Consider the following 18,407-nt stretch of genomic DNA (forward strand, 5'->3'; position numbering starts at 1 on the left):
ATCACCTGGTGGGGAGGGGCGGTTGATGTTTCATCAAGTCTTCCTGGATGCCGGGGCGCCTTCTACGGTGGGGCCGTGGGCCGGGGGTCGGCCCACGGAGGAGGAGACATGGGCGGACGGCAGGCGACGACGGCACGGCCGGGCAGGGCACGCGGTAGCGCGGCCCCGTCGGGCCGGAGGATCGTCATCCCGCCCGGCGGCTGCACCGGCTGGCACTTCCACCGGGTCCGGCTGGACGCCGTGGTGCTGGCGGGGACCCTGACCCGGGTCCTGCACGACCGCACCGTCGAGGTGCATCGGACGGGGACCACCTTCGTGGAACCCGCGGGCATCGGGCACATCCACCTGGGCCACAACCTCGGCACCGAGCCGGTCGTGCTCTACGTGACCCCCGCGCTCCCCGAAGGGACGCCCTTCGCGATACCCACGCCGGCCCCGGCCGGTGCCACCCCGGCGGCCTGCCGCTCACACAAGCCGTCGTATTTCTCCGCGGACCCGGTAGAAGCCACCTGAGGCCGCGTGCAGCCCCTCCACCACGTACCGGGCGCCCGGCTCCCGTATCCCGCGCGGGAACTGCACGTTCCACGAGGGCTCGAAGCCGTCCGACACCACCTGCACCCGCATCCGGCCACCCTGCTGGACACACTCCACCACCACCCCGCCGGCCGCCTCCGAAGCCACCACGGCCATCGAAACCGTCGCCACCGCCGAGGCCGACGCGGCCGGGGTGAACACCGGCAGCGCCGCCGCCGACTTCACGTCCACCGGAGCCGGCACCGAGCCCTGCTGGGCCGCCGCGATCGCCTGCTCGCTCGCATCCACGCAGACCAGCGAACCGTCCGTGGTGACCAGGTACAGCCGCTCGTCCAGGTACTGCATGGACAGCGCGGCCCCGCTGCCCGTGCCCAGCTTCCACAGCCGCTGCCCGTCGGCGTCGAAGCAGTACACGGAGGAGGAGAGGTCGCCGGCGAAGACGTGCCGTCCGTCCGGTGACGTCGCGCACGAATACACCGCCGCGTCGCACCGGTAGGTGGCCTCCACCGCGCCCGTCGCCTTCGACAGCCGCTGCACGGTGTTCCGCCCGGTGCCCGCGTACACCGCGTGGTCCTCCTGCCAGCCGAACAGCACCGAGCCGTTGGTCGCGGTGTGCCACAGCTCCCGGCCGCCGTCCGGCGCGTACGCCGTCACCCCCTTGCTGTGCCCGTGGTAGACGGCGTCCACGTCCGCCCGGACCATCCACGCGTTGGAGCCCGCCGAGCGCCTCGACCACTGGAACTCGTCCTCGTGGTCGATGACCGTCAGCCCGCCGTTGCGGTCCGAGACGTTCAGGACGCCCTCGCGGATGTCGAGCCAGAAGATGTCCACGTCCTCCGCGATGTCGTAGGCACCGAAGGGGACCTTCGACGACAGGTCGTACACCGTGCCGTCGTCACAGCCCGCGTATATCCAGAACTCGTCCGCCACCAGGCACTTCACCCCGTCCGGCAGCGCGTACCGGGCCAGTACCTCACCGCCGTGGCTCAGCGTGTAGACATCACCGGCCTGGTTGCCGACCCAGCAGCGGTCCTCGTCCACGTGGATCCCGAAAGCGGAGGAGCCGGTGCGGAAACGCCACAGCACCGGGGCCACCGCCCGCGCCGTCGACGGCGCCGACGTCACCTGGCGGCGGGTCACCGAGCGGGCGGCGCGCTGCCCCGGCACCGCCGGGGCGTACCCCTTGCGGACCTTCTCGCCGATCTTCTTCGCGGCGGCCGCCCGGGCCTTGTCGGCGGTCGGGAACGAGGAGCTCTGCAACTGGCCGTCCGCGCCGATGCGTCCGTACCGCACGGAGACGGCCGTGCCGTCGACGGTCACCTCGTAGAACTTGTGCGCCCCGCCGCCGTCCTGCGACAGCTCCAGATACGTCGTCTCCCGAGCCATGACAAACCCCTCCCCGAAGGCCGGGCCGCCGGCTCCGTTTCCGCCGGTGATCCCTCGTGAAAAACGCTAAGGCCCACCACTGACAATGGGCCGGTGAAGTGGGAAGCGATCACATGGCAGCGGATGGCCGAGCGGCTCGCCGGTCACCTCGACGACCCCGAGAACCTGCCCGAGCAGGGCAGTTGGCAGCGAGTGGGCATCGACGGAGCACCGGCCGCCGAGACCGGCGTGCTCGCGGAGGAGCTAGCGGAGGCGTTGCGGAGGCGCGGCCGGGCGGTGCTGGTCGTGGCGACCGACGGGTTTCTGCGGCCCGCCTCCCTCCGCTTCGAGTTCGGGCGGCAGGACGTGGACCAGTACCTCGGCGGCTGGTACGACACGGCCGCGCTCTGGCGGGAGGTGTTCGGCCCGACCGATCCCGGCGGGAGCGGGCGGGTGCTGCCGGACCTGTGGGACCCGGTGACCGACCGGGCGACGCGCAGTCCGTACGCCGAACTCCCGGCCGGGGGAGTGCTGCTGGTGCACGGTCCGCTGCTGCTCGGGCAGTGGTTCCCCTTCGACCTGAGCGTCCACATCCGGCTGTCGCCGGGGGCGCTGGGGCGTCGGACGGAGGAGTCGGAGCGGTGGACGGTGGCGGCGTTCGCGCGGTACGAGGCGGAGGTGGATCCGGGGGCGGGGGCGGACGTGGTGGTCCGGGCCGACGATTCCAGGCATCCGGCCTGGACTGGGGTGCGGGTTTTGGGGCGGTGAGGCGGGCCCGGGGCGCGGTGCCGCTGCCCCGGGCCCCGGCGGGGCCGGAGTTGCCGGTGCGGCTGAAAGATCGGGGCTCCGCCCCGGACCCCGCGCCTCAAACGCCGGCGGGGCTGGACGGGGGGCTACGGGCGGCCGCCCGGGTGGGTTACCGCCAGGGCGGCGGTGCGGCAGCCGGCTTGGGTGGCTTCCTTGGGGTTCGCGCCCTGGAGGCGGGCGGCGAGGAAGCCGCCGGCGAAGGCGTCTCCGGCGCCCGTGGAGTCCACCGCTTCGGCCGGCTCGGCGGCGACCTCGGCGGTGATCCGGCCGCGCTCGGCGACCAGTGCGCCGGCCGCGCCCAGCGTCACCACCACCAGCGGTATCCGCCGGCTGAGCTCCACCGCCGCGCGGGCCACCCCGGCCGGCTCCGGCAGCCCGGCCAGCAGCCGGGCCTCGTCCTCGTTGGGCAGCAGGACCTCCGCCCCCGCCACCGCGTCCAGGAAGCGCCGCGGGCCCAGGGCGGCCAGGAATCCGGCCGAGGCGGGGTCCACGCTCACCGGCACCCCCCGGGTCCGCGCCGCCCGCAGCGCGACCAGGGCGAGCTCCCGGCTGCTGTCGGCGAAGAACAGGTAGCCGGACAGGTGGAGGTGGGCCGCCCCGTCCAGCAGCGACGGGGCCCAGTCGGCGGGGCACAGCCGCAGCGAGGCCCCGCTGTCGGTCAGGAAGGTGCGTTCCGCGTCCTTGCCGACCAGCGCGACCACCGTCCCGGTCGGCTCCTCCGGGTCGATCACCAGCCGCGGCCGCACCCCCGCGTCCACCAGCGCGCGTTCGTGCCACCGCGCCGACTCGCTGCCCACCCGCGCCAGGAGGCGTACCTCCGCGGTCCCCGTACGGGCGGCCCAGCAGGCGGCGTTGGCTCCGGCGCCGCCCGGCAGGGTGCGGATGCGGGCGGCCGTGTCCGTGGCCGGGGCGAGTGGTTCCGGATGTATCGCCACCACGTCCGTCACCACGTCCCCGACGACGACCAGCGCTCCCGGCGCGGTCATGCCAGGGCCGCCCAGGCCCCGGCGATCCGGGCGCCGAGCCGCACATTGCCGCGTACCGCAGCCAGGTTGGCCTCCAGGGAGGCGCCCTCGGTGGCCCGCACCAGGAACCCCAGCAGGAACGGGGTCACCGCCTGCCCCGTGATCCCCCGCTCACGGCATTCCGCGAGCGCCTCCGCCAGCACCCGGTCGTGCAGCTCCGGGTCCAGCTGCTCCGCCTCGGCCACCGGGTTGGCCACCAGCAGCGCCGACTCCGCTCCGCCCAGCGCGTCCTGAGCGGCCATCACCGCCGCGACCTCCTCGGGCCGGTGCACCGTCCAGTCCACCGGTTCGCCGGAATCGGCCAGGTAGAACCCCGGGAAGCGGTCGGTCCCGTACCCGAGCACCCCGACCCCCAGCGTCTCCAGCCGCTGCAGCGTGGCCGGCACGTCCAGGATCGACTTCACCCCCGCGCACACCACCGTGATCCGCGTCCGCGCCAGCAGCGCGAGGTCCGCCGACTCGTCCTGCGTCTGCGTCCACTCCCGGTGTACGCCGCCCAGCCCTCCCGTGGCGAAGACCCGCAGGCCCGCCCGCGCGGCCAGGAAGGCCGTCGCGGACACCGTCGTCGCCCCGGTCGCCCGCGTCGCCAGCGCGGGGGCCAGGTCCCGGTGGCCGAGCTTGCGCACGCCGTCGCCGCCCGCGATCCGCTCCAGCTGCGTCTTGTCCAGGCCCGCGTACGCCACCCCGTCCACGACCGCCACCGTCGCCGGAACCGCACCCTCCGCGCGGACCAGTGCCTCCAGTTCGAGGCCCACGGCCAGATTGCGGGGGCGGGGCAGCCCGTGCGCGAGGATCGTCGACTCCAGGGCCACCACGGGCTTCCCCCGGGCGAGTGCGTCGCGTACCTCTTCCGACAGGACCGGTCCGCCCGACAGGGGTGCAGTTGCTGTGTGCTGTGACATGTCCCCATCCATGGCACGGGATGGACGCCCCCAAACGCACTCCCGCCACACCCGTCCCCACCTGTCCGAGTAGCGTTCCCCCATGGACACGCGCGGGTTCTACGACGAGCTGGCCGACCGCTACGACCTCCTCTACGCGGACTGGGACGCCTCCGCCGCCCGGCAGGGCCGGGCCCTCGACGCCCTCCTCACCACCGCGCTCGGCCCCGGACCGCACAGCGTCCTCGACAGCGCCTGCGGCATCGGCACCCAGGCCCTGGGCCTCGCGGCCCTGGGCCACCGGGTCACCGGGACCGATCTGAGCCCCGCCTCCGCGGCCCGCGCCGCCCGGGAGGCCGCCGGCCGGGGACTCGACCTGCCCGTCGCGGCCGCCGACATGCGGGCCCTGCCCTTCGCGGACGCCTCCTTCGACGCCGTGGTCTGCGCCGACAACGCGCTGCCGCACCTGCTCACCGCTCAGGACGTGCGCGCCGCGCTGGCCGAAACCCGGCGGGTCCTGCGCCCCGGCGGACTGCTGCTGCTCTCCACCCGCCCGTACGGGGAACTGCGCCGGGCCCGCCCGCAGAGCGAGGCCCCGCACGTGCGCACCGGCCCCGACGGGCGGACCATCACCTTCCAGCTGTGGCACTGGCACGCCGACGGGGAACGCTACGACCTGGAGCTCTTCCAGCTGCTGCCGAACGGCGACACCTGGACCACGCGGACGTCGAGGGCGACGTACTGGGCACTGCCGCAGGAGCGGACCGCCGAGTTCGCCCGGGAGGCCGGCCTGCGCGACCCGGTCTGGCACGCACCGGCGGACACCGGATTCCACCAGCCGGTCCTCACCGCACACCGCCCGCCGCCCGGGTCCGACTGGACAGGGTGACTCGTCGGCCGGGCCGTTCCTGGACGCTGTGGTCACCGCGCCGCAGGGGCGGGCCGGTCTAGGCTGGCGCGCCATGAGCACCAGTGATCACTCCGCCGCCCCCGCCTCCTTCTCCGTCTCCGTCGCGGACGTGGACCTGGAGCCCGAGGACCTCGACCCCGACCAGATCGTCTCCGGGGAGCCCGTCGTGACGGGCAAGGTGCTCTGGGAGTCGCCGGACGGCAGCCAGGTGCGCGGGATCTGGCAGATCACCCCGGGCGTGGTCACCGACACCGAGGCCAACGAGCTGTTCGTGGTGGTCAGCGGCCGCGCCACCGTCGAGGTCGAGGGCGGCGAGACCCTGGAGGTGGGCCCCGGCTCCGCCTGCGTCCTGCGCGAGGGCGACAAGACCACCTGGACCGTCCACGAGACGCTCCGCAAGGCCTACCACATCAGCTACTGAGCCCGAGGCCCCTCAGCAGCCACCGAGGCCGAGGTCCCTCAGCCGACGACGCCCTTCGCGGCGACGGGGTGGCGGCGCGCGGTGAACAGGGCGAGCGCCGCCATCGGCAGCAGCACCGCGGCGCCGACGGCGTTCAGCCAGCCGTAGCCCGCCTGGGACATGACCAGGCCGGCGGCCGCGCCGCCCACCCCCGCGGCCGCGTTCATCGTGAGGTCGCTCAGACCCTGTACGGCGGCCCGCGCGGGCTGCGGCACCGAGTCGGTCAGCAGGGCCGAACCGGACACCATCCCGGCGGACCAGCCGAGCCCGAGCAGGAAGAGCCCGAGCATGCTCCGGCCGTGGCTGGGCCCGGCCGTTCCGGCGAGCAGCGCGGCGACCGACAGGAGCCCGGCGGCCAGGCCGATCACGGACAGCCGCCCGATCCGGTCCGCGAGCCATCCCATCAGCGGGGAGAAGGCGAACATGCCCGCGATGTGAATGCTGATGACCAGCCCGATGAGCTCCAGGCCGGCGCCGTGGTGGCCCAGGTCCATCGGGGTCATCACCATGATCGAGACCATGACGGTGTGCGACACGGCGACGGTGACGAGCGCGAGCCGGGCCCGCGGGGAGGCCTTGACGGCGGCGAACCCGGCGCGCAGCGAGCGGCCCTCGCGGGTCTGCTCCGCCGGAGCGGCGAGCGATCGGGCCGTCAGCAGCGGGTCGGGGCGCAGGAGTACGCCGATCAGCGTGCCGGTGAGCAGGAAGACGACGGCGGCCCACACGAAGGGCCCCGCCGTCTCGGGTATCGCGGTCCCGGCGAAGCTGTGGCTGGCCGGCGCGGAGAGGTTGGGGCCGAGCACCGCGCCGAGGGTGGACGCCCACACGACGACGGAGATCGCCCGGGCCCGGCGGTCCGGGGCGGCGAGGTCCGCGGCGGCGAACCGGGCCTGCAGGTTCGCGGAGGAGGCGGCGCCGAAGGCGGCCATGCCGAGCAGCAGCAGGGGGAAGTTCCGGATCGTCGCGGCGAGGACGACGAGTCCCGCTCCGACGGCGCCGATCGCGTAGGCGAGGACCAGGCCGGGGCGTCGGCCGCGCGCGGTCATCAGGGCGGCGAGCGGCAGCGACACCAGGGCGGTGCCGATCACCGCGGCGGTGGAGGCGAGGCCGGACATGGCCTCGGTGCCGCTGATCTCGGTGGCGAGTACGGGTGCCAGGGCGATGCTGATGGGCACGCCGAGGCCGCCGAGGATCTGTCCGGCGATGAGGACCCGGGAGGTGCGCCGCTGCAGCCGGGCCACGTCCGGGAGGCCGAGCGGCGGAGCCGGCCGGTCCGTGCCGGGGGAGGCCGTCATGCCGCACCCCGCTTGCGCGGGTGCGTGACGCGGGGCGCGGAGGGCGCGGGGGAGCCGGGTGCGGCGGCAGTAGTCACCGCCGCAGTGTGCCACCCCTTACCGTCCGGCGGAACCGTCCCTGCGTACCCGCCGGTCCGCAGGTCAGGACCCGGCTCAGAACAGCGGCTGCGGAAGCACGCCCTCCAGCGCGAGCAGCTGCCGCTTGGTCTCCACCCCGCCGCCGAATCCCCCGATGCCCCCGTCGTTCTCCACGACCCGGTGGCAGGCCACCACCAGCGGCAGCGGATTCGAGCCCATGGCGTTGCCCACGGCCTGGGCGGCGCCGGGCTGTCCGGCGCGGGCAGCCAGTTCCCCGTAGCCGACGACCGATCCGTACGGCACGGTACGGTCCAGCTCCTGGAGCACCTGCCGGTTGAAACCGGAGCTGAGGCGCCAGTCCAGCGGCAGCTCGAAGCGCCGCAGCGTGCCGGCGAAGTACGCCGTGAGCTGGCGTATGGGCTCGGCCAGCAGGACCTCCTCGCCCGGCGCGGGCCGGCGGGCGTCGGCGCCCAGCCGGGAGACGAGCGGTCCGATCATCTTCTCGACCCGGTCCGGGGTGGCATGGAACTCGACCCGGACCAGACCCTCCGGGGTCGCGGCCAGGAGCAGGGGGCCGATGTCGCTGGCGACGACGGTCCATTCGAGGTGCGGCCCGCGGGGCCGCTCGGTGGTGTCCACGCCTCCACCGTACGGCTCCCCCCTGACAACGCCGGCCGCTTCGGTCACATCGCGCCCATCACCCGCATCGGCTCGTCACCCGCTCCACCGCATCACCCGCATCAGCGCGCATCGCCCGCTTCACCTCATCACCCGCGCCCGCCGCGGCACGGCACGCCGGCGGGCTCAGAACCCGTCGACCGCCTCCTGCACCACGTCCGGGGCGTTGGTGATGATCCCGTCCACGCCCATGTCCTGGACCTTCCGGGCGGTCGCCGCGTCGTCCACGATCCAGGTGTCCACCTCCATGGCCTTGCCGTGGGCCCCCAGCAGGCGGTGCACCGCCGCGACCCAGTCGGCCGAGATCGTGGTGTGCCAGGGGTTGATCCGGTCGGTGAACTCGGCGTACTGCGGCAGGTCCGCCACGGTGGGGGTGCCCAGGAAGGCCGTCAGCAGGTCAGGGCGCAGCCGGTGCACGATGCGCACGCAGTCGGCGCTGAAGCTCTGCACCACCAGGCGCTGCGCCACGTGCCGCTCGTCGAGCCAGCCGGCGTCGCCCAGCACCTTCAGGGTCTGCTCCTCGATCCCCGGGTAGAGCTCCGGCTTCTTGATCTCCAGCAGCAGTTTCTGCTGGTTGCGCTGTACCCGGCCCAGGTACTGGCGCAGGGTCGGCACGCGGGCGCCCGCGTACTCCTCGCCGAACCAGCTGCCCGCGTCCAGCCGGGCGATCTCGGCCGCCGTGAAGTCCTTGACCTTCCAGGGGGAGCGGCCCGGGAACACCTGCTCGACGTTCGTCGTCCGGGTCAGGGTGTCGTCGTGGATCACCACCAGCTCGCCGTCCCTGGTCCGCTGCACGTCGTTCTCGACCCAGTCGAAGCCCAGCCGCATGGCCAGGTCGATCGCGGCCAGGGTGTTCTCCGGGGCGTACGCCGAGGCTCCCCGGTGGGCGTACACGACGGGTTCCCCCAGCGCCGCCCGGTCGGTGGCGGATCCGGGGCCGGTGGCGGCGTACGAGGCCGTCCCGCCCAGCAGGGTGAGGGTGAAGCCCAGGAATGCGGCGGCGGCCGCGGCGGCGGGTCGGACGTACATGTGCGTTCTCCTCGGGTCGTGAGCCCTGTTCCTGCGTCAGACGGGTGCGGAGCGGCAGACGTTGTGGCGATGCACTTCACGGCGATCATGGGGTTGAAGATCACCGAGCCGCCACCGAACTACGACAAACGGACCAGAACGAATGACGGGGCCCCCGGGCGTCCGGAGCCGCCGGAGCGCGCCGCGGCCCGGCGGGGATGCGTGAGTGTCAGTGGGGGGTCGTACGGTTGACTCATGCGGCCCGTATCGAAGATCGAACGCACGGTGGCGCCTTTCGAGGTCGTCAGCCCGTACCAGCCCAGCGGCGACCAGCCGGCGGCCATCGCCGACCTGGAGAAGCGCATCCGCGCAGGTGAGAAGGATGTCGTCCTGCTGGGTGCGACCGGCACCGGCAAGTCGGCGACCACCGCCTGGATGATCGAGAAGCTTCAGCGCCCCACCCTGGTCATGGCGCCGAACAAGACGCTCGCCGCCCAGCTGGCGAACGAGTTCCGCGAGCTCCTGCCGAACAACGCCGTCGAGTACTTCGTCTCGTACTACGACTACTACCAGCCCGAGGCGTACGTACCGCAGTCGGACACGTACATCGAGAAGGACTCCTCGATCAACGAGGAGGTGGAGCGGCTGCGCCACTCCGCGACCAACTCGCTGCTGACCCGGCGCGACGTGATCGTCGTCGCCTCCGTGTCCTGCATCTACGGCCTCGGCACCCCGCAGGAGTACGTCGACCGGATGGTCTCCCTCAAGGTCGGCGAGGAGACCGACCGGGACCAGCTGCTGCGCCGCTTCGTCGACATCCAGTACACGCGCAACGACGTGGCCTTCACCCGCGGCACCTTCCGGGTGCGCGGCGACACCATCGAGATCTTCCCGGTCTACGAGGAACTGGCCGTCCGCATCGAGATGTTCGGCGACGAGATCGAGGCCCTCTCCACCCTCCACCCGCTGACCGGCGAGGTCATCAGCGAGGACCGCGAGCTGTACGTCTTCCCCGCCAGCCACTACGTCGCCGGACCCGAGCGCATGGAGAAGGCGATCAACGGCATCGAGGCCGAGCTGGCCGAGCGCCTCGCCGAGCTGGAGAAGCAGGGCAAGATGCTGGAGGCGCAGCGGCTGCGCATGCGCACCACGTACGACCTGGAGATGATGCGGCAGATCGGGTCCTGCTCCGGCATCGAGAACTACTCGCTGCACATGGACGACCGCGAGCGCGGCTCCGCGCCGAACACCCTCATCGACTACTTCCCGGAGGACTTCCTCCTGGTCATCGACGAGTCGCACGTGACCGTGCCGCAGATCGGCGCCATGTACGAGGGCGACGCCTCCCGCAAGCGGACCCTGGTCGACCACGGCTTCCGGCTGCCGTCCGCCCTCGACAACCGTCCGCTGAAGTGGGAGGAGTTCCAAAAGCGCATCGGCCAGACCGTCTACCTGTCGGCGACCCCCGGAAAGTACGAGCTCTCGCGCGGCGACGGCTTCGTCGAACAGATCATCCGCCCCACCGGCCTCATCGACCCCGAGGTCGTGGTCAAGCCCACCGAGGGACAGATCGACGACCTGGTCCACGAGATCCGGCAGCGGGTGGAGAAGAACGAGCGGATCCTCGTCACCACCCTCACCAAGAAGATGGCCGAGGACCTCACCGACTACTTCCTGGAGCTCGGCATCCAGGTCCGCTACCTGCACAGCGACGTGGACACCCTGCGCCGCATCGAGCTGCTGCGCGAGCTGCGGGCCGGTGAGTACGACGTCCTGGTCGGCATCAACCTGCTCCGCGAGGGCCTCGACCTGCCCGAGGTGTCCCTGGTGGCGATCCTCGACGCCGACAAGGAGGGCTTCCTGCGCTCCGGGACCTCCCTGATCCAGACCATCGGCCGCGCGGCGCGCAACGTCTCGGGCCAGGTCCACATGTACGCGGACAAGATGACCCCGGCGATGGAGAAGGCCATCGACGAGACCAACCGGCGCCGGGAGAAGCAGATCGCCTACAACACGGCGAACGGCATCGACCCGCAGCCCCTGCGCAAGAAGATCAACGACATCGTCGCCACGATCGCCCGCGAGGAACTCGACACCGAGGAGCTCCTCGGCACCGGGTACCGGCAGGGGAAGGACGGCAAGGGGGCCAAGGCGCCGGTGCCGGCGCTCGGCGGCCGGGCCGCCCAGACCAAGGCGGGCGGCAAGGGCGCGAAGGGGGCCAAGGGCGCCAAGGGCGGCGAGGTGCTCACCGACCGGCCCGCCGAGGAGCTGGCCGCGCTCATCGAGCAGATGACCGAGCGCATGCGCGGGGCGGCCGCGGAGCTGCAGTTCGAGGTCGCGGCCCGGATCCGGGACGAGGTGGGAGAGCTGAAGAAGGAGTTGCGACAGATGAAGGAAGCGGGCCTCGCCTGACCCGGAGCGGGTCAGTAGGGTTGAATCACAGCCGCAGGTACACCCTGCGCGCCCGTTAATGGGGCGGGCCATGGAGAGGGGACAGCACGTGACGGTCAATATGACCAAGGGTCAGGCCATCAGTCTGCAGAAGGCGGACGGGGGCACGCTGACCGCGGTCCGGATGGGCCTCGGCTGGCAGGCGGCGAAGCGCCGCGGACTGTTCGGCTCGCGGACGCGGGAGATCGACCTCGACGCCTCGGCCGTGCTCTTCGCCGACAAGCAGCCGGTGGACGTCGTGTTCTTCCGTCACCTGCAGAGCGACGACGGCTCCGTCCGGCACACCGGTGACAACCTCGTCGGCGGCGTCGGCCAGGGCGGGGACGACGAGGCGATCCTCGTCGACCTCCAGCGCGTGCCGGTCCACATCGACCAGATCGTCTTCACGGTGAACTCCTTCACCGGCCAGACGTTCCAGGAGGTGCAGAACGCGTTCTGCCGCATCGTCGACGAGACCAACGGCCAGGAGCTGGCCCGCTACACCCTCGACGGCGGCGGTCAGTACACCGCGCAGATCATGGCGAAGGTGTCCCGCCTGGGCGCCGGCTGGCAGATGACGGCCCTCGGAAACCCGGCCAACGGCCGCACCTTCCAGGACCTCATGCCGGCGATCCTGCCGCACCTGTAGCAGTACCGGACGAGACGAAGGCACGAGAGAAGAAGGCACGGGGGAGGGGCTGCACGATGACGGCCGAACTGGTCCGGGGGCAGAACCACCCCGTGTCCCACAGCCGGGTGGAGATCAGGGTCTCGGCGGGCACAGCCGTGCTCGCCCTGGCCTCGCTCGCCGACGAACAGGGCCGGTTCGCCGGCGACGCGGTACTGGCCCACCCGGGGGCCAGGTCCCTCCCCGGCGTGCAGGCGCCCGGGGAGCTCGCCGACCGGCACACCTTCGCCGTCGACCTCGACGCGGTCGCGGCGGACGTCCACCGGGTCGGCGTGCTGCTCGTCCTGCCGCCCGGCGGCCCGGTGCGCTTCGGCTCCGTCCCGGCCTCCTACGTGGCCGTGGCCGACCCGGCGGGCGCCGAGCTGGCCGGCTACACCCTGACCGGGCTGGACGCCGAGACCGCCGTGGTCGCCCTGGAGCTGTACCGGCGCCAGGGCGCCTGGAAGGTCCGCGCCGTGGGCCAGGGCTACGCCGACGGCCTCGGCGCCCTGCTGACCGACGGCGGACTGCCCGCGGCGGACGCCACGGCCCTGGCCGCCGCCGCGCTGCGCACGGTCGCCCCGGCCGCGCAGGGCGATGCCACGCTCGCGGCCCTGCGGACCCTGGCCGGTGACCTGCGCGCCCCGCAGACCCCGGACCCGAACCCGGCCCAGGGCCCCGCGGCCGCCCCCGAGCCGACCGACCAGATCCCCGTCTCCGGGGTCCCGTACGCCGGTACGCCCGGGCCCGCGCCCGGCGGCGACACCGGGGGCTCGCCGCCCACCATCGACTACGCCCACCCGCGGCGCCGCCGCTCCAGCACCGAACCGCCCGAGCCGGGGCCGCGGACCGCCGCGCCGCAGGAGCCCGGACAGCCGCCGCGGCCCGTCGCCGGTGACGCCAGCGGCTGGTCCATGGAGGAGCGGCTCTACAACCAGGTCTGGGGCATGTTCGAGGACCTGGCCCGCACGGTGGCCGCCTACCGCAGCGCCGTGGAATTCGCCGACTCCCGCATGGACCGCGAGCTCGACGAGGCCCTCTCCGACCCGCGCCACCGCCTCGGCGGCTCCGGCAACGCCGCCCGCGACACCGCCCGGGCCCGCCGCGAGGAGCTCGTCGCCCAGGCCCAGGCCGTCCTCGACCGGGACCTCGCCCAGCTGATCGCCGAGTCGGAGGTGGTCGAGCCCGCACTGCCGGCCGCGTACGCCCGCTGGGGCAACCCGGTCTGGCACGACAGCCGGGCGACCGCGCCGCCCGAGGAGAACCCGCTCGCCCTGCGCCTCGGCGACCTCTCCCTGCCCGAGCGCCCCGACCTGCGGATCCCCATGCTGATGAGGGTCCCGCTGGAGCGCGGGATCTGGATCGACAACGGCCGTACCGGTTCCGAGGCCGCGATGGCCATGGACACCGACCGGCTGCGCCGGGCCGCCATGGACATGGCCGTCGCGCACGCGGTGCGGCTGCTCGCCGTCCACCCCGCCGACCGGTTCTCCGTCCACGTCATCGACGCGGCCGGGGCGGGCACCGCCTCCCTGGCGCCCCTCGTCCGCGCCGGGGTGCTGGCCGGACCGCCCGCCGCGGGGGCCCATGGGGTCACCCAGACGCTGGCGCGCCTCACCCGGCGGGTGGACCTCGTACAGATGGCGCTGCGGGCCGGCGCGCCCGAGGACCTGCCCCCGGACGTGGACACGGCCGAGCAGCTGCTGATCGTGCACGACTTCCCGCACGGCTTCGACGACCGCGCCGTCACCCAGCTGCGCTACCTCGCCGACGAGGGGCCGGCGGTCGGCGTGCACCTGCTGATGGTCGCCGACCGCGACGAGGCCTCGGCCTACGGGCCGCTGCTGGACCCGCTGTGGCGCTCGCTGATGCGGCTGTCGCCGGTTCCGGACAGCCACCTCGCCGATCCCTGGGTCCACCACGCCTGGACCTTCGAACCGGACCTTCCGCCGCAGGGCAGCCGGGTCCTCGATCAGGCACTGGACCGGGTGGTGCGGGCGCGGCGCACTACCCGCCCGTGACCATCACTTGGCATTCCCTTTACCTTTTCGGCCCTTGATGGGTATGCTCGTGTGTGCGGAGGGGAGTATTCCTGCTTTCCTGCTACGGCGTACCCGTCAATACGGACCACTGCGGTGATACATGTGCAGTCGGTCCCGGGGCGTCGGCCCACGGCCTCCAGGCCGCCCGGGTGGAAGAGACCTCCGGCAGCGATGACGCTGACCTAGTCCTGAGCCATCCGCCGGAGGCGTGTTCACCATGGAAGTTTCCTGGGCCCTGTGGGCCGCGACCATTCTTGGTCTGTCCCTCCTCATCGGTGCCGATTTCTTCATCGGCCGCAAACCGCACGACGTGTCGATCAAGGAAGCCGGCATCTGGACGGTCGTATGGATCGTCCTCGCCGCACTCTTCGGCCTCGGCCTGTGGTTCTTCGGCAACCCCCAGGCGTCCCAGGAGTTCTTCGCCGGCTTCATCACCGAGAAGTCCCTGAGCGTCGACAACCTCTTCGTCTTCGTCCTGATCATGGCGAAGTTCGCGGTGCCGTCCCACCTCCAGCAGCGCGTGCTGCTCATCGGCGTACTGATCGCCCTGGTCCTGCGCGCGATCTTCATCGCCGCCGGCGCCGCGATCATCGCCAGCTTCTCCTGGGTCTTCTACATCTTCGGCGCGTTCCTGATCTACACCGCGTGGAAGCTGATCCAGGAGGCCCGCAAGGACGAGGACGACGAGGAGTTCGAGGAGAACCGCCTCCTCAAGTCCGTCGAGAAGAAGTTCGGCGTCGCCGACCAGTACCACGGCACCAAGCTCTTCATCGTCAACAACGGCAAGCGCGTGCTGACCCCGCTGATGGTCGTCATGCTCGCCATCGGCACCACCGACGTGCTGTTCGCCCTGGACTCGATCCCCGCGATCTTCGGCCTCACCCAGGACCCGTACATCGTCTTCACCGCCAACGCCTTCGCCCTGATGGGCCTGCGTCAGCTGTACTTCCTCATCGGCGGCCTGCTGAAGAAGCTGGTCCACCTCAGCTACGGCCTGTCGATCATCCTGGGCTTCATCGGCGTCAAGCTGGTGTTGCACGCCCTGCACGAGAGCGGGGTGCACGTCCCGGTGATCTCGATCCCGGTCTCCCTGGGCGTCATCTGCGGTGTCCTGGTCATCACCACGATCACCAGCCTGATCGCCTCGAAGAAGCAGGCGGCGGCCGAGGCCGCCGCCCGCCAGGAGAGCATCGACGCGTAACCGCGGCGACGAGCTATGCGGGGGTGGCCGCTTCGGCCGCCCCCGCTTCCGTTTCCCTGCCGGCGCCCGATCCCGCCCGGACGACCAGCGGACTGGTCTCCGGCAGCAGCGCGAAGCAGCCCAGGCTCAACAGGGCGATCCCGGTCAGGTACACCGCGACGCCCCACGGCGGACCCGGGCCGTCCGCCAGCGCCGTCGCCACGATCGGGGTGAGCGCCCCGCCCAGCACCCCGCCCAGGTTGTAGCCGACGGCCGCGCCGGTGCAGCGGATGCGCGGGGCGTACAGCTCCGGCAGGTACGCGCCCACCACCGCGAACATCGTCACCATGCCCAGCAGCGCCACCGCGAAGCCCAGCGTCATCAGCAGCGGGTCGGCCGTACCGAGCAGCGCCACCAGCGGGAACATCAACAGGGCGCAGGCCGTGCACCCGGCCAGGCACAGCGGCCGGCGGCCGTACCGGTCGCCGAGCACCGCCACCAGCGGGGTCACCAGGCCCATCAGCGACACGGCGCCCATGATGCAGGCCAGCACCACCGTCCGGCCCAGGCCGAGGCGCTCGGTGGCGTACGCGAGGGCCCACGTGGTGACCGTGTAGAAGACGGCGTAGGCCACGGCCAGCGCCCCGCCGGTCAGCAGGAGCAGCCGCCAGTGGCCGCGGAACACCTCGGCCAGCGGCGCCTCCGCCCGCCGCCCGGTCTCGGTCAGCGCCTTGAACTGCGGGGTCTCCTCGACCGAGCGGCGCAGCCACAGGCCGGCCAGGGCCAGCAGCCCTGCGGCCCAGAACGGCACCCGCCACCCCCACGAGGTGAACTGCGCGTCGCTCAGCGACGCGGACAGTCCCAGCATCAGCCCGTTGGCCAGCAGGAAGCCCACCGGCGGGCCGATCTGCGGGAAGCTCGACCACAGTCCGCGCCGCTGTTCGGGCGCGTGCTCGGCGGTCAGCAGCACCGCGCCGCCCCACTCGCCGCCGAGCCCGAGGCCCTGCAGGAAGCGCAGCAGGAGCAGCAGCACGGGCGCGGCCACGCCGATCGAGGCGTACGTGGGCACGCAGCCCACGGCGACCGTGGCGAGGCCGGTGAGGAGCAGGGAGGCGAGGAGCACCGGGCGCCGGCCGTAGCGGTCGCCGATGTGGCCGAAGACCGCCGACCCGAGCGGGCGGGCGAGGAAGCCGACGCCGAAGGTGCCGAACGCGGCGAGGGTCCCGGCGAGCGGGGAGAACGACGGGAAGAAGAGGGGGCCGAGCACGAGGGCGGCGGCCGTTCCGTAGACGAAGAAGTCGTAGAACTCGATCGCGGTGCCGGCGAGCGAGGCGGAGGCGAGCCGCAGCATGCCGGGGCGGGTCGAGTCGTCGGCCCCGGCTTCGGCCCCGGCTTCGGCCTCCACGGGCCGGGCGTCGGCGGACGCGGCGGTGGCGGGAGAGGCGGGGGAGGGAATGGGAAGGGGAGAAGGCGCGAGGGGCGGGGACGGGTCCTGGTGCATGATGCACCAAATACCCGTTCCCCGCCCCTGGGGACGTGCGTTCGGCCGTCAACGACCGGAAGGAGTGCGTCGCGTACCGAAGTTGACGCGTGGCCCGGCTACCAGCCGCGCTCGCGCCATTCGGCCAGGTGCGGACGCTCCGCGCCGAGCGTGGTGTCGTTGCCGTGACCGGGGTAGACCCAGGTCTCGTCCGACAGCTGCTCGAAGAGCTTGTGCTGCACGTCGTCGATCAGGCTCGCGAAGGCCTTCGGGTCGTCGTGGGTGTTGCCGACGCCGCCCGGGAAGAGGCAGTCGCCGGTGAACACGTGGGCGTGGCCGTGCGGGTCGTCGTAGATCAGGGCGATCGAGCCGGGGGTGTGTCCGACCAGGTGGCGGGCGGTCAGCGTGACCCGCCCGACCGTGATGGTGTCCCCGTCGGCCACGGCCACGTCGGTCGCGACGGGGATGCCCTCCGCGTCGAGGGCGCCCGCGTAGGTCCGCGCGCCGGTCGCCTCGACGACCTCGGCGAGCGCGCCCCAGTGGTCGCCGTGCCGGTGGGTGGTGACCACGGATGCGATGCCGTCGTCCCCGATCAGGTTCAGCAGCGTGTCCGCCTCGGCGGCCGCGTCGACGAGCAGCTGCTCGTCGGTGGCCCGGCAGCGCAGCAGGTACGCGTTGTTGTTCATGGGGCCCACCGCGACCTTGGAAATCATCAGGTCCGCGAGCTCGTGCACGTCGGCCGGACCGCCGACCTTGACCTCTCCGGTGTACGTCATGTGTTGATCCTAGAGGTGTCTGATCCTAGAGCGGCGGGAGCTCGGGCAGGGGGCCGCCCGCGGTGGTCAGGGAGGCGCCCTTGTCGCCGCGGCCGGCCAGCCAGGCCAGGAGCCCGGCGGCGGTGCCGGACACGGTCACGGCCGGCTCCCCGGCGGAGCCGGTGCGCCAGGTGCGCCCGTCGGGGGTGGCCAGGGCCGTCGGAGGCACCTCCGGACGCGCGGACCAGCGGTCGGCGAGGAAGGTGATCTCGCGGTCGGTGAACTCCGCCGGCAGGTCGTCGAGCTCGTAGCCGATGTTCAGGTCGACGTGGTGCAGGTCGACCTCGACCCAGCGGCGGAACGGCACGTTGGCCGCGAGGTCGGTGATGCCGTTGCGCAGTTCGACGGTGCGGGACCAGTCCTGGTCGGGCTCCGTGGTGGCGAGGAAGCGGGCCCCGGAATCACGGAGGTCCGTGAGGTGTTCTTCCAGGGGCCGGCCGGCGTCGCGTGCGATGTCCGTGTCGCGCGCGGCGGCGCTCTCGTACATGGGGCGCCCCTCGAAGACGTTCACGAGGGCGTCGGCGTTGCGCGCGAGGTGGGCCAGGATGTGGCCGCGGGTCCAGCCGGGGAGATGTGACTCCTCGGCGAGGGCTGCGTTGTCCATTTTCGCGACTGCGGTCAGCAGCCGGTCCGTGGCTTCACGTACAGATCGCAGGTCGTGCACATGATCAGTCATGAGTCGAGCCTAGTGGTCCCGGGACTTCGGCCACACGATCGGGTGAAGAGGTCTTCGGAGTGCCGTAAATCGAATG

Annotated in this window: 17 protein-coding genes; 8 read left to right on the top strand and 9 right to left on the bottom strand. The window is 72.6% G+C overall.

Going from position 1 to position 18,407, the window contains the following annotated elements:
• Positions 1-108: 108 nt before the first annotated feature.
• Positions 109-513, top strand: a complete 405-nt coding sequence (locus ACFYZ4_RS08465) for a cupin domain-containing protein (RefSeq protein ID WP_351298474.1) — start codon at positions 109-111, stop codon at positions 511-513.
• On the opposite strand, the gene ACFYZ4_RS08470 is transcribed toward ACFYZ4_RS08465, so the two are convergent.
• A complete protein-coding gene (locus ACFYZ4_RS08470) occupies positions 466-1,920 on the bottom strand; it encodes a WGR domain-containing protein (RefSeq protein ID WP_390783397.1) in 1,455 nt (484 codons plus the stop codon). The two genes, ACFYZ4_RS08465 and ACFYZ4_RS08470, sit on opposite strands and share 48 nt — an antisense overlap.
• A 93-nt stretch (positions 1,921-2,013) precedes the next feature.
• Here ACFYZ4_RS08470 and ACFYZ4_RS08475 point away from each other — a divergent pair, with 93 nt between their 5' ends.
• Entirely contained in the window at positions 2,014-2,667 is a 654-nt protein-coding gene (locus ACFYZ4_RS08475) for a uridine kinase (RefSeq protein WP_384348390.1), read from the top strand.
• Between the two features lie 125 nt (positions 2,668-2,792).
• On the opposite strand, the gene ACFYZ4_RS08480 is transcribed toward ACFYZ4_RS08475, so the two are convergent.
• Positions 2,793-3,692, bottom strand: a complete 900-nt coding sequence (locus ACFYZ4_RS08480; protein WP_351298466.1) for a PfkB family carbohydrate kinase — start codon at positions 3,690-3,692, stop codon at positions 2,793-2,795.
• The gene (locus tag ACFYZ4_RS08485; protein ID WP_384348393.1) at positions 3,689-4,633 is read right to left on the bottom strand and encodes a pseudouridine-5'-phosphate glycosidase; all 945 of its coding nucleotides are present in this window, start codon (positions 4,631-4,633) and stop codon (positions 3,689-3,691) included. Before ACFYZ4_RS08485 ends, ACFYZ4_RS08480 begins: the two co-directional genes overlap by 4 nt.
• An 82-nt stretch (positions 4,634-4,715) precedes the next feature.
• Here ACFYZ4_RS08485 and ACFYZ4_RS08490 point away from each other — a divergent pair, with 82 nt between their 5' ends.
• Both ACFYZ4_RS08490 and ACFYZ4_RS08495 read left to right on the top strand, forming a co-directional pair.
• Entirely contained in the window at positions 4,716-5,501 is a 786-nt protein-coding gene (locus ACFYZ4_RS08490) for a methyltransferase domain-containing protein (RefSeq protein WP_390783398.1), read from the top strand.
• A 73-nt stretch (positions 5,502-5,574) separates the two neighbouring features.
• Entirely contained in the window at positions 5,575-5,943 is a 369-nt protein-coding gene (locus ACFYZ4_RS08495; protein ID WP_384348398.1) for a cupin domain-containing protein, read from the top strand.
• Positions 5,944-5,981: 38 nt separating this feature from the next.
• Here the strand turns inward: ACFYZ4_RS08495 and ACFYZ4_RS08500 are convergent, their stop codons facing one another.
• The 3 genes from ACFYZ4_RS08500 to ACFYZ4_RS08510 form a co-directional block, all read right to left on the bottom strand.
• On the bottom strand, positions 5,982-7,277 hold the full coding sequence (locus tag ACFYZ4_RS08500) for an MFS transporter (protein WP_351298456.1): 1,296 nt from the start codon (positions 7,275-7,277) through the stop codon (positions 5,982-5,984).
• A gap of 153 nt (positions 7,278-7,430) precedes the next feature.
• On the bottom strand, positions 7,431-7,994 hold the full coding sequence (locus ACFYZ4_RS08505) for a methylated-DNA--[protein]-cysteine S-methyltransferase (RefSeq protein WP_351298453.1): 564 nt from the start codon (positions 7,992-7,994) through the stop codon (positions 7,431-7,433).
• Between the two features lie 165 nt (positions 7,995-8,159).
• Entirely contained in the window at positions 8,160-9,062 is a 903-nt protein-coding gene (locus ACFYZ4_RS08510; protein ID WP_351298450.1) for a glycerophosphodiester phosphodiesterase family protein, read from the bottom strand.
• A gap of 234 nt (positions 9,063-9,296) precedes the next feature.
• Here ACFYZ4_RS08510 and uvrB point away from each other — a divergent pair, with 234 nt between their 5' ends.
• The 4 genes from uvrB to ACFYZ4_RS08530 all read left to right on the top strand — a co-directional run bounded on the left by uvrB (position 9,297) and on the right by ACFYZ4_RS08530 (position 15,381).
• Complete coding sequence (gene uvrB, locus ACFYZ4_RS08515; RefSeq protein ID WP_351298447.1) at positions 9,297-11,453, top strand: excinuclease ABC subunit UvrB; 2,157 nt, start codon at positions 9,297-9,299, stop codon at positions 11,451-11,453.
• Between the two features lie 88 nt (positions 11,454-11,541).
• Entirely contained in the window at positions 11,542-12,120 is a 579-nt protein-coding gene (locus ACFYZ4_RS08520) for a TerD family protein (protein WP_351298444.1), read from the top strand.
• 56 nt (positions 12,121-12,176) lie between these two features.
• Complete coding sequence (locus tag ACFYZ4_RS08525; RefSeq protein ID WP_390783399.1) at positions 12,177-14,159, top strand: TerD family protein; 1,983 nt, start codon at positions 12,177-12,179, stop codon at positions 14,157-14,159.
• A 238-nt stretch (positions 14,160-14,397) separates the two neighbouring features.
• A complete protein-coding gene (locus tag ACFYZ4_RS08530; RefSeq protein WP_351298438.1) occupies positions 14,398-15,381 on the top strand; it encodes a TerC/Alx family metal homeostasis membrane protein in 984 nt (327 codons plus the stop codon).
• Positions 15,382-15,394: 13 nt separating this feature from the next.
• Here ACFYZ4_RS08530 and ACFYZ4_RS08535 read toward each other — a convergent pair whose 3' ends face one another.
• The 3 genes from ACFYZ4_RS08535 to ACFYZ4_RS08545 form a co-directional block, all read right to left on the bottom strand.
• On the bottom strand, positions 15,395-16,711 hold the full coding sequence (locus tag ACFYZ4_RS08535; protein WP_390783442.1) for an MFS transporter: 1,317 nt from the start codon (positions 16,709-16,711) through the stop codon (positions 15,395-15,397).
• Between the two features lie 248 nt (positions 16,712-16,959).
• A complete protein-coding gene (locus tag ACFYZ4_RS08540) occupies positions 16,960-17,616 on the bottom strand; it encodes an MBL fold metallo-hydrolase (protein WP_351298435.1) in 657 nt (218 codons plus the stop codon).
• Positions 17,617-17,641: 25 nt separating this feature from the next.
• Complete coding sequence (locus ACFYZ4_RS08545; protein ID WP_351298432.1) at positions 17,642-18,331, bottom strand: maleylpyruvate isomerase family mycothiol-dependent enzyme; 690 nt, start codon at positions 18,329-18,331, stop codon at positions 17,642-17,644.
• Positions 18,332-18,407: the final 76 nt, after the last annotated feature.

The sequence above is a fragment of the Streptomyces sp. NPDC001513 genome (assembly GCF_042894695.1).
Classification (GTDB): Bacteria; Actinomycetota; Actinomycetes; order Streptomycetales; family Streptomycetaceae; genus Streptomyces.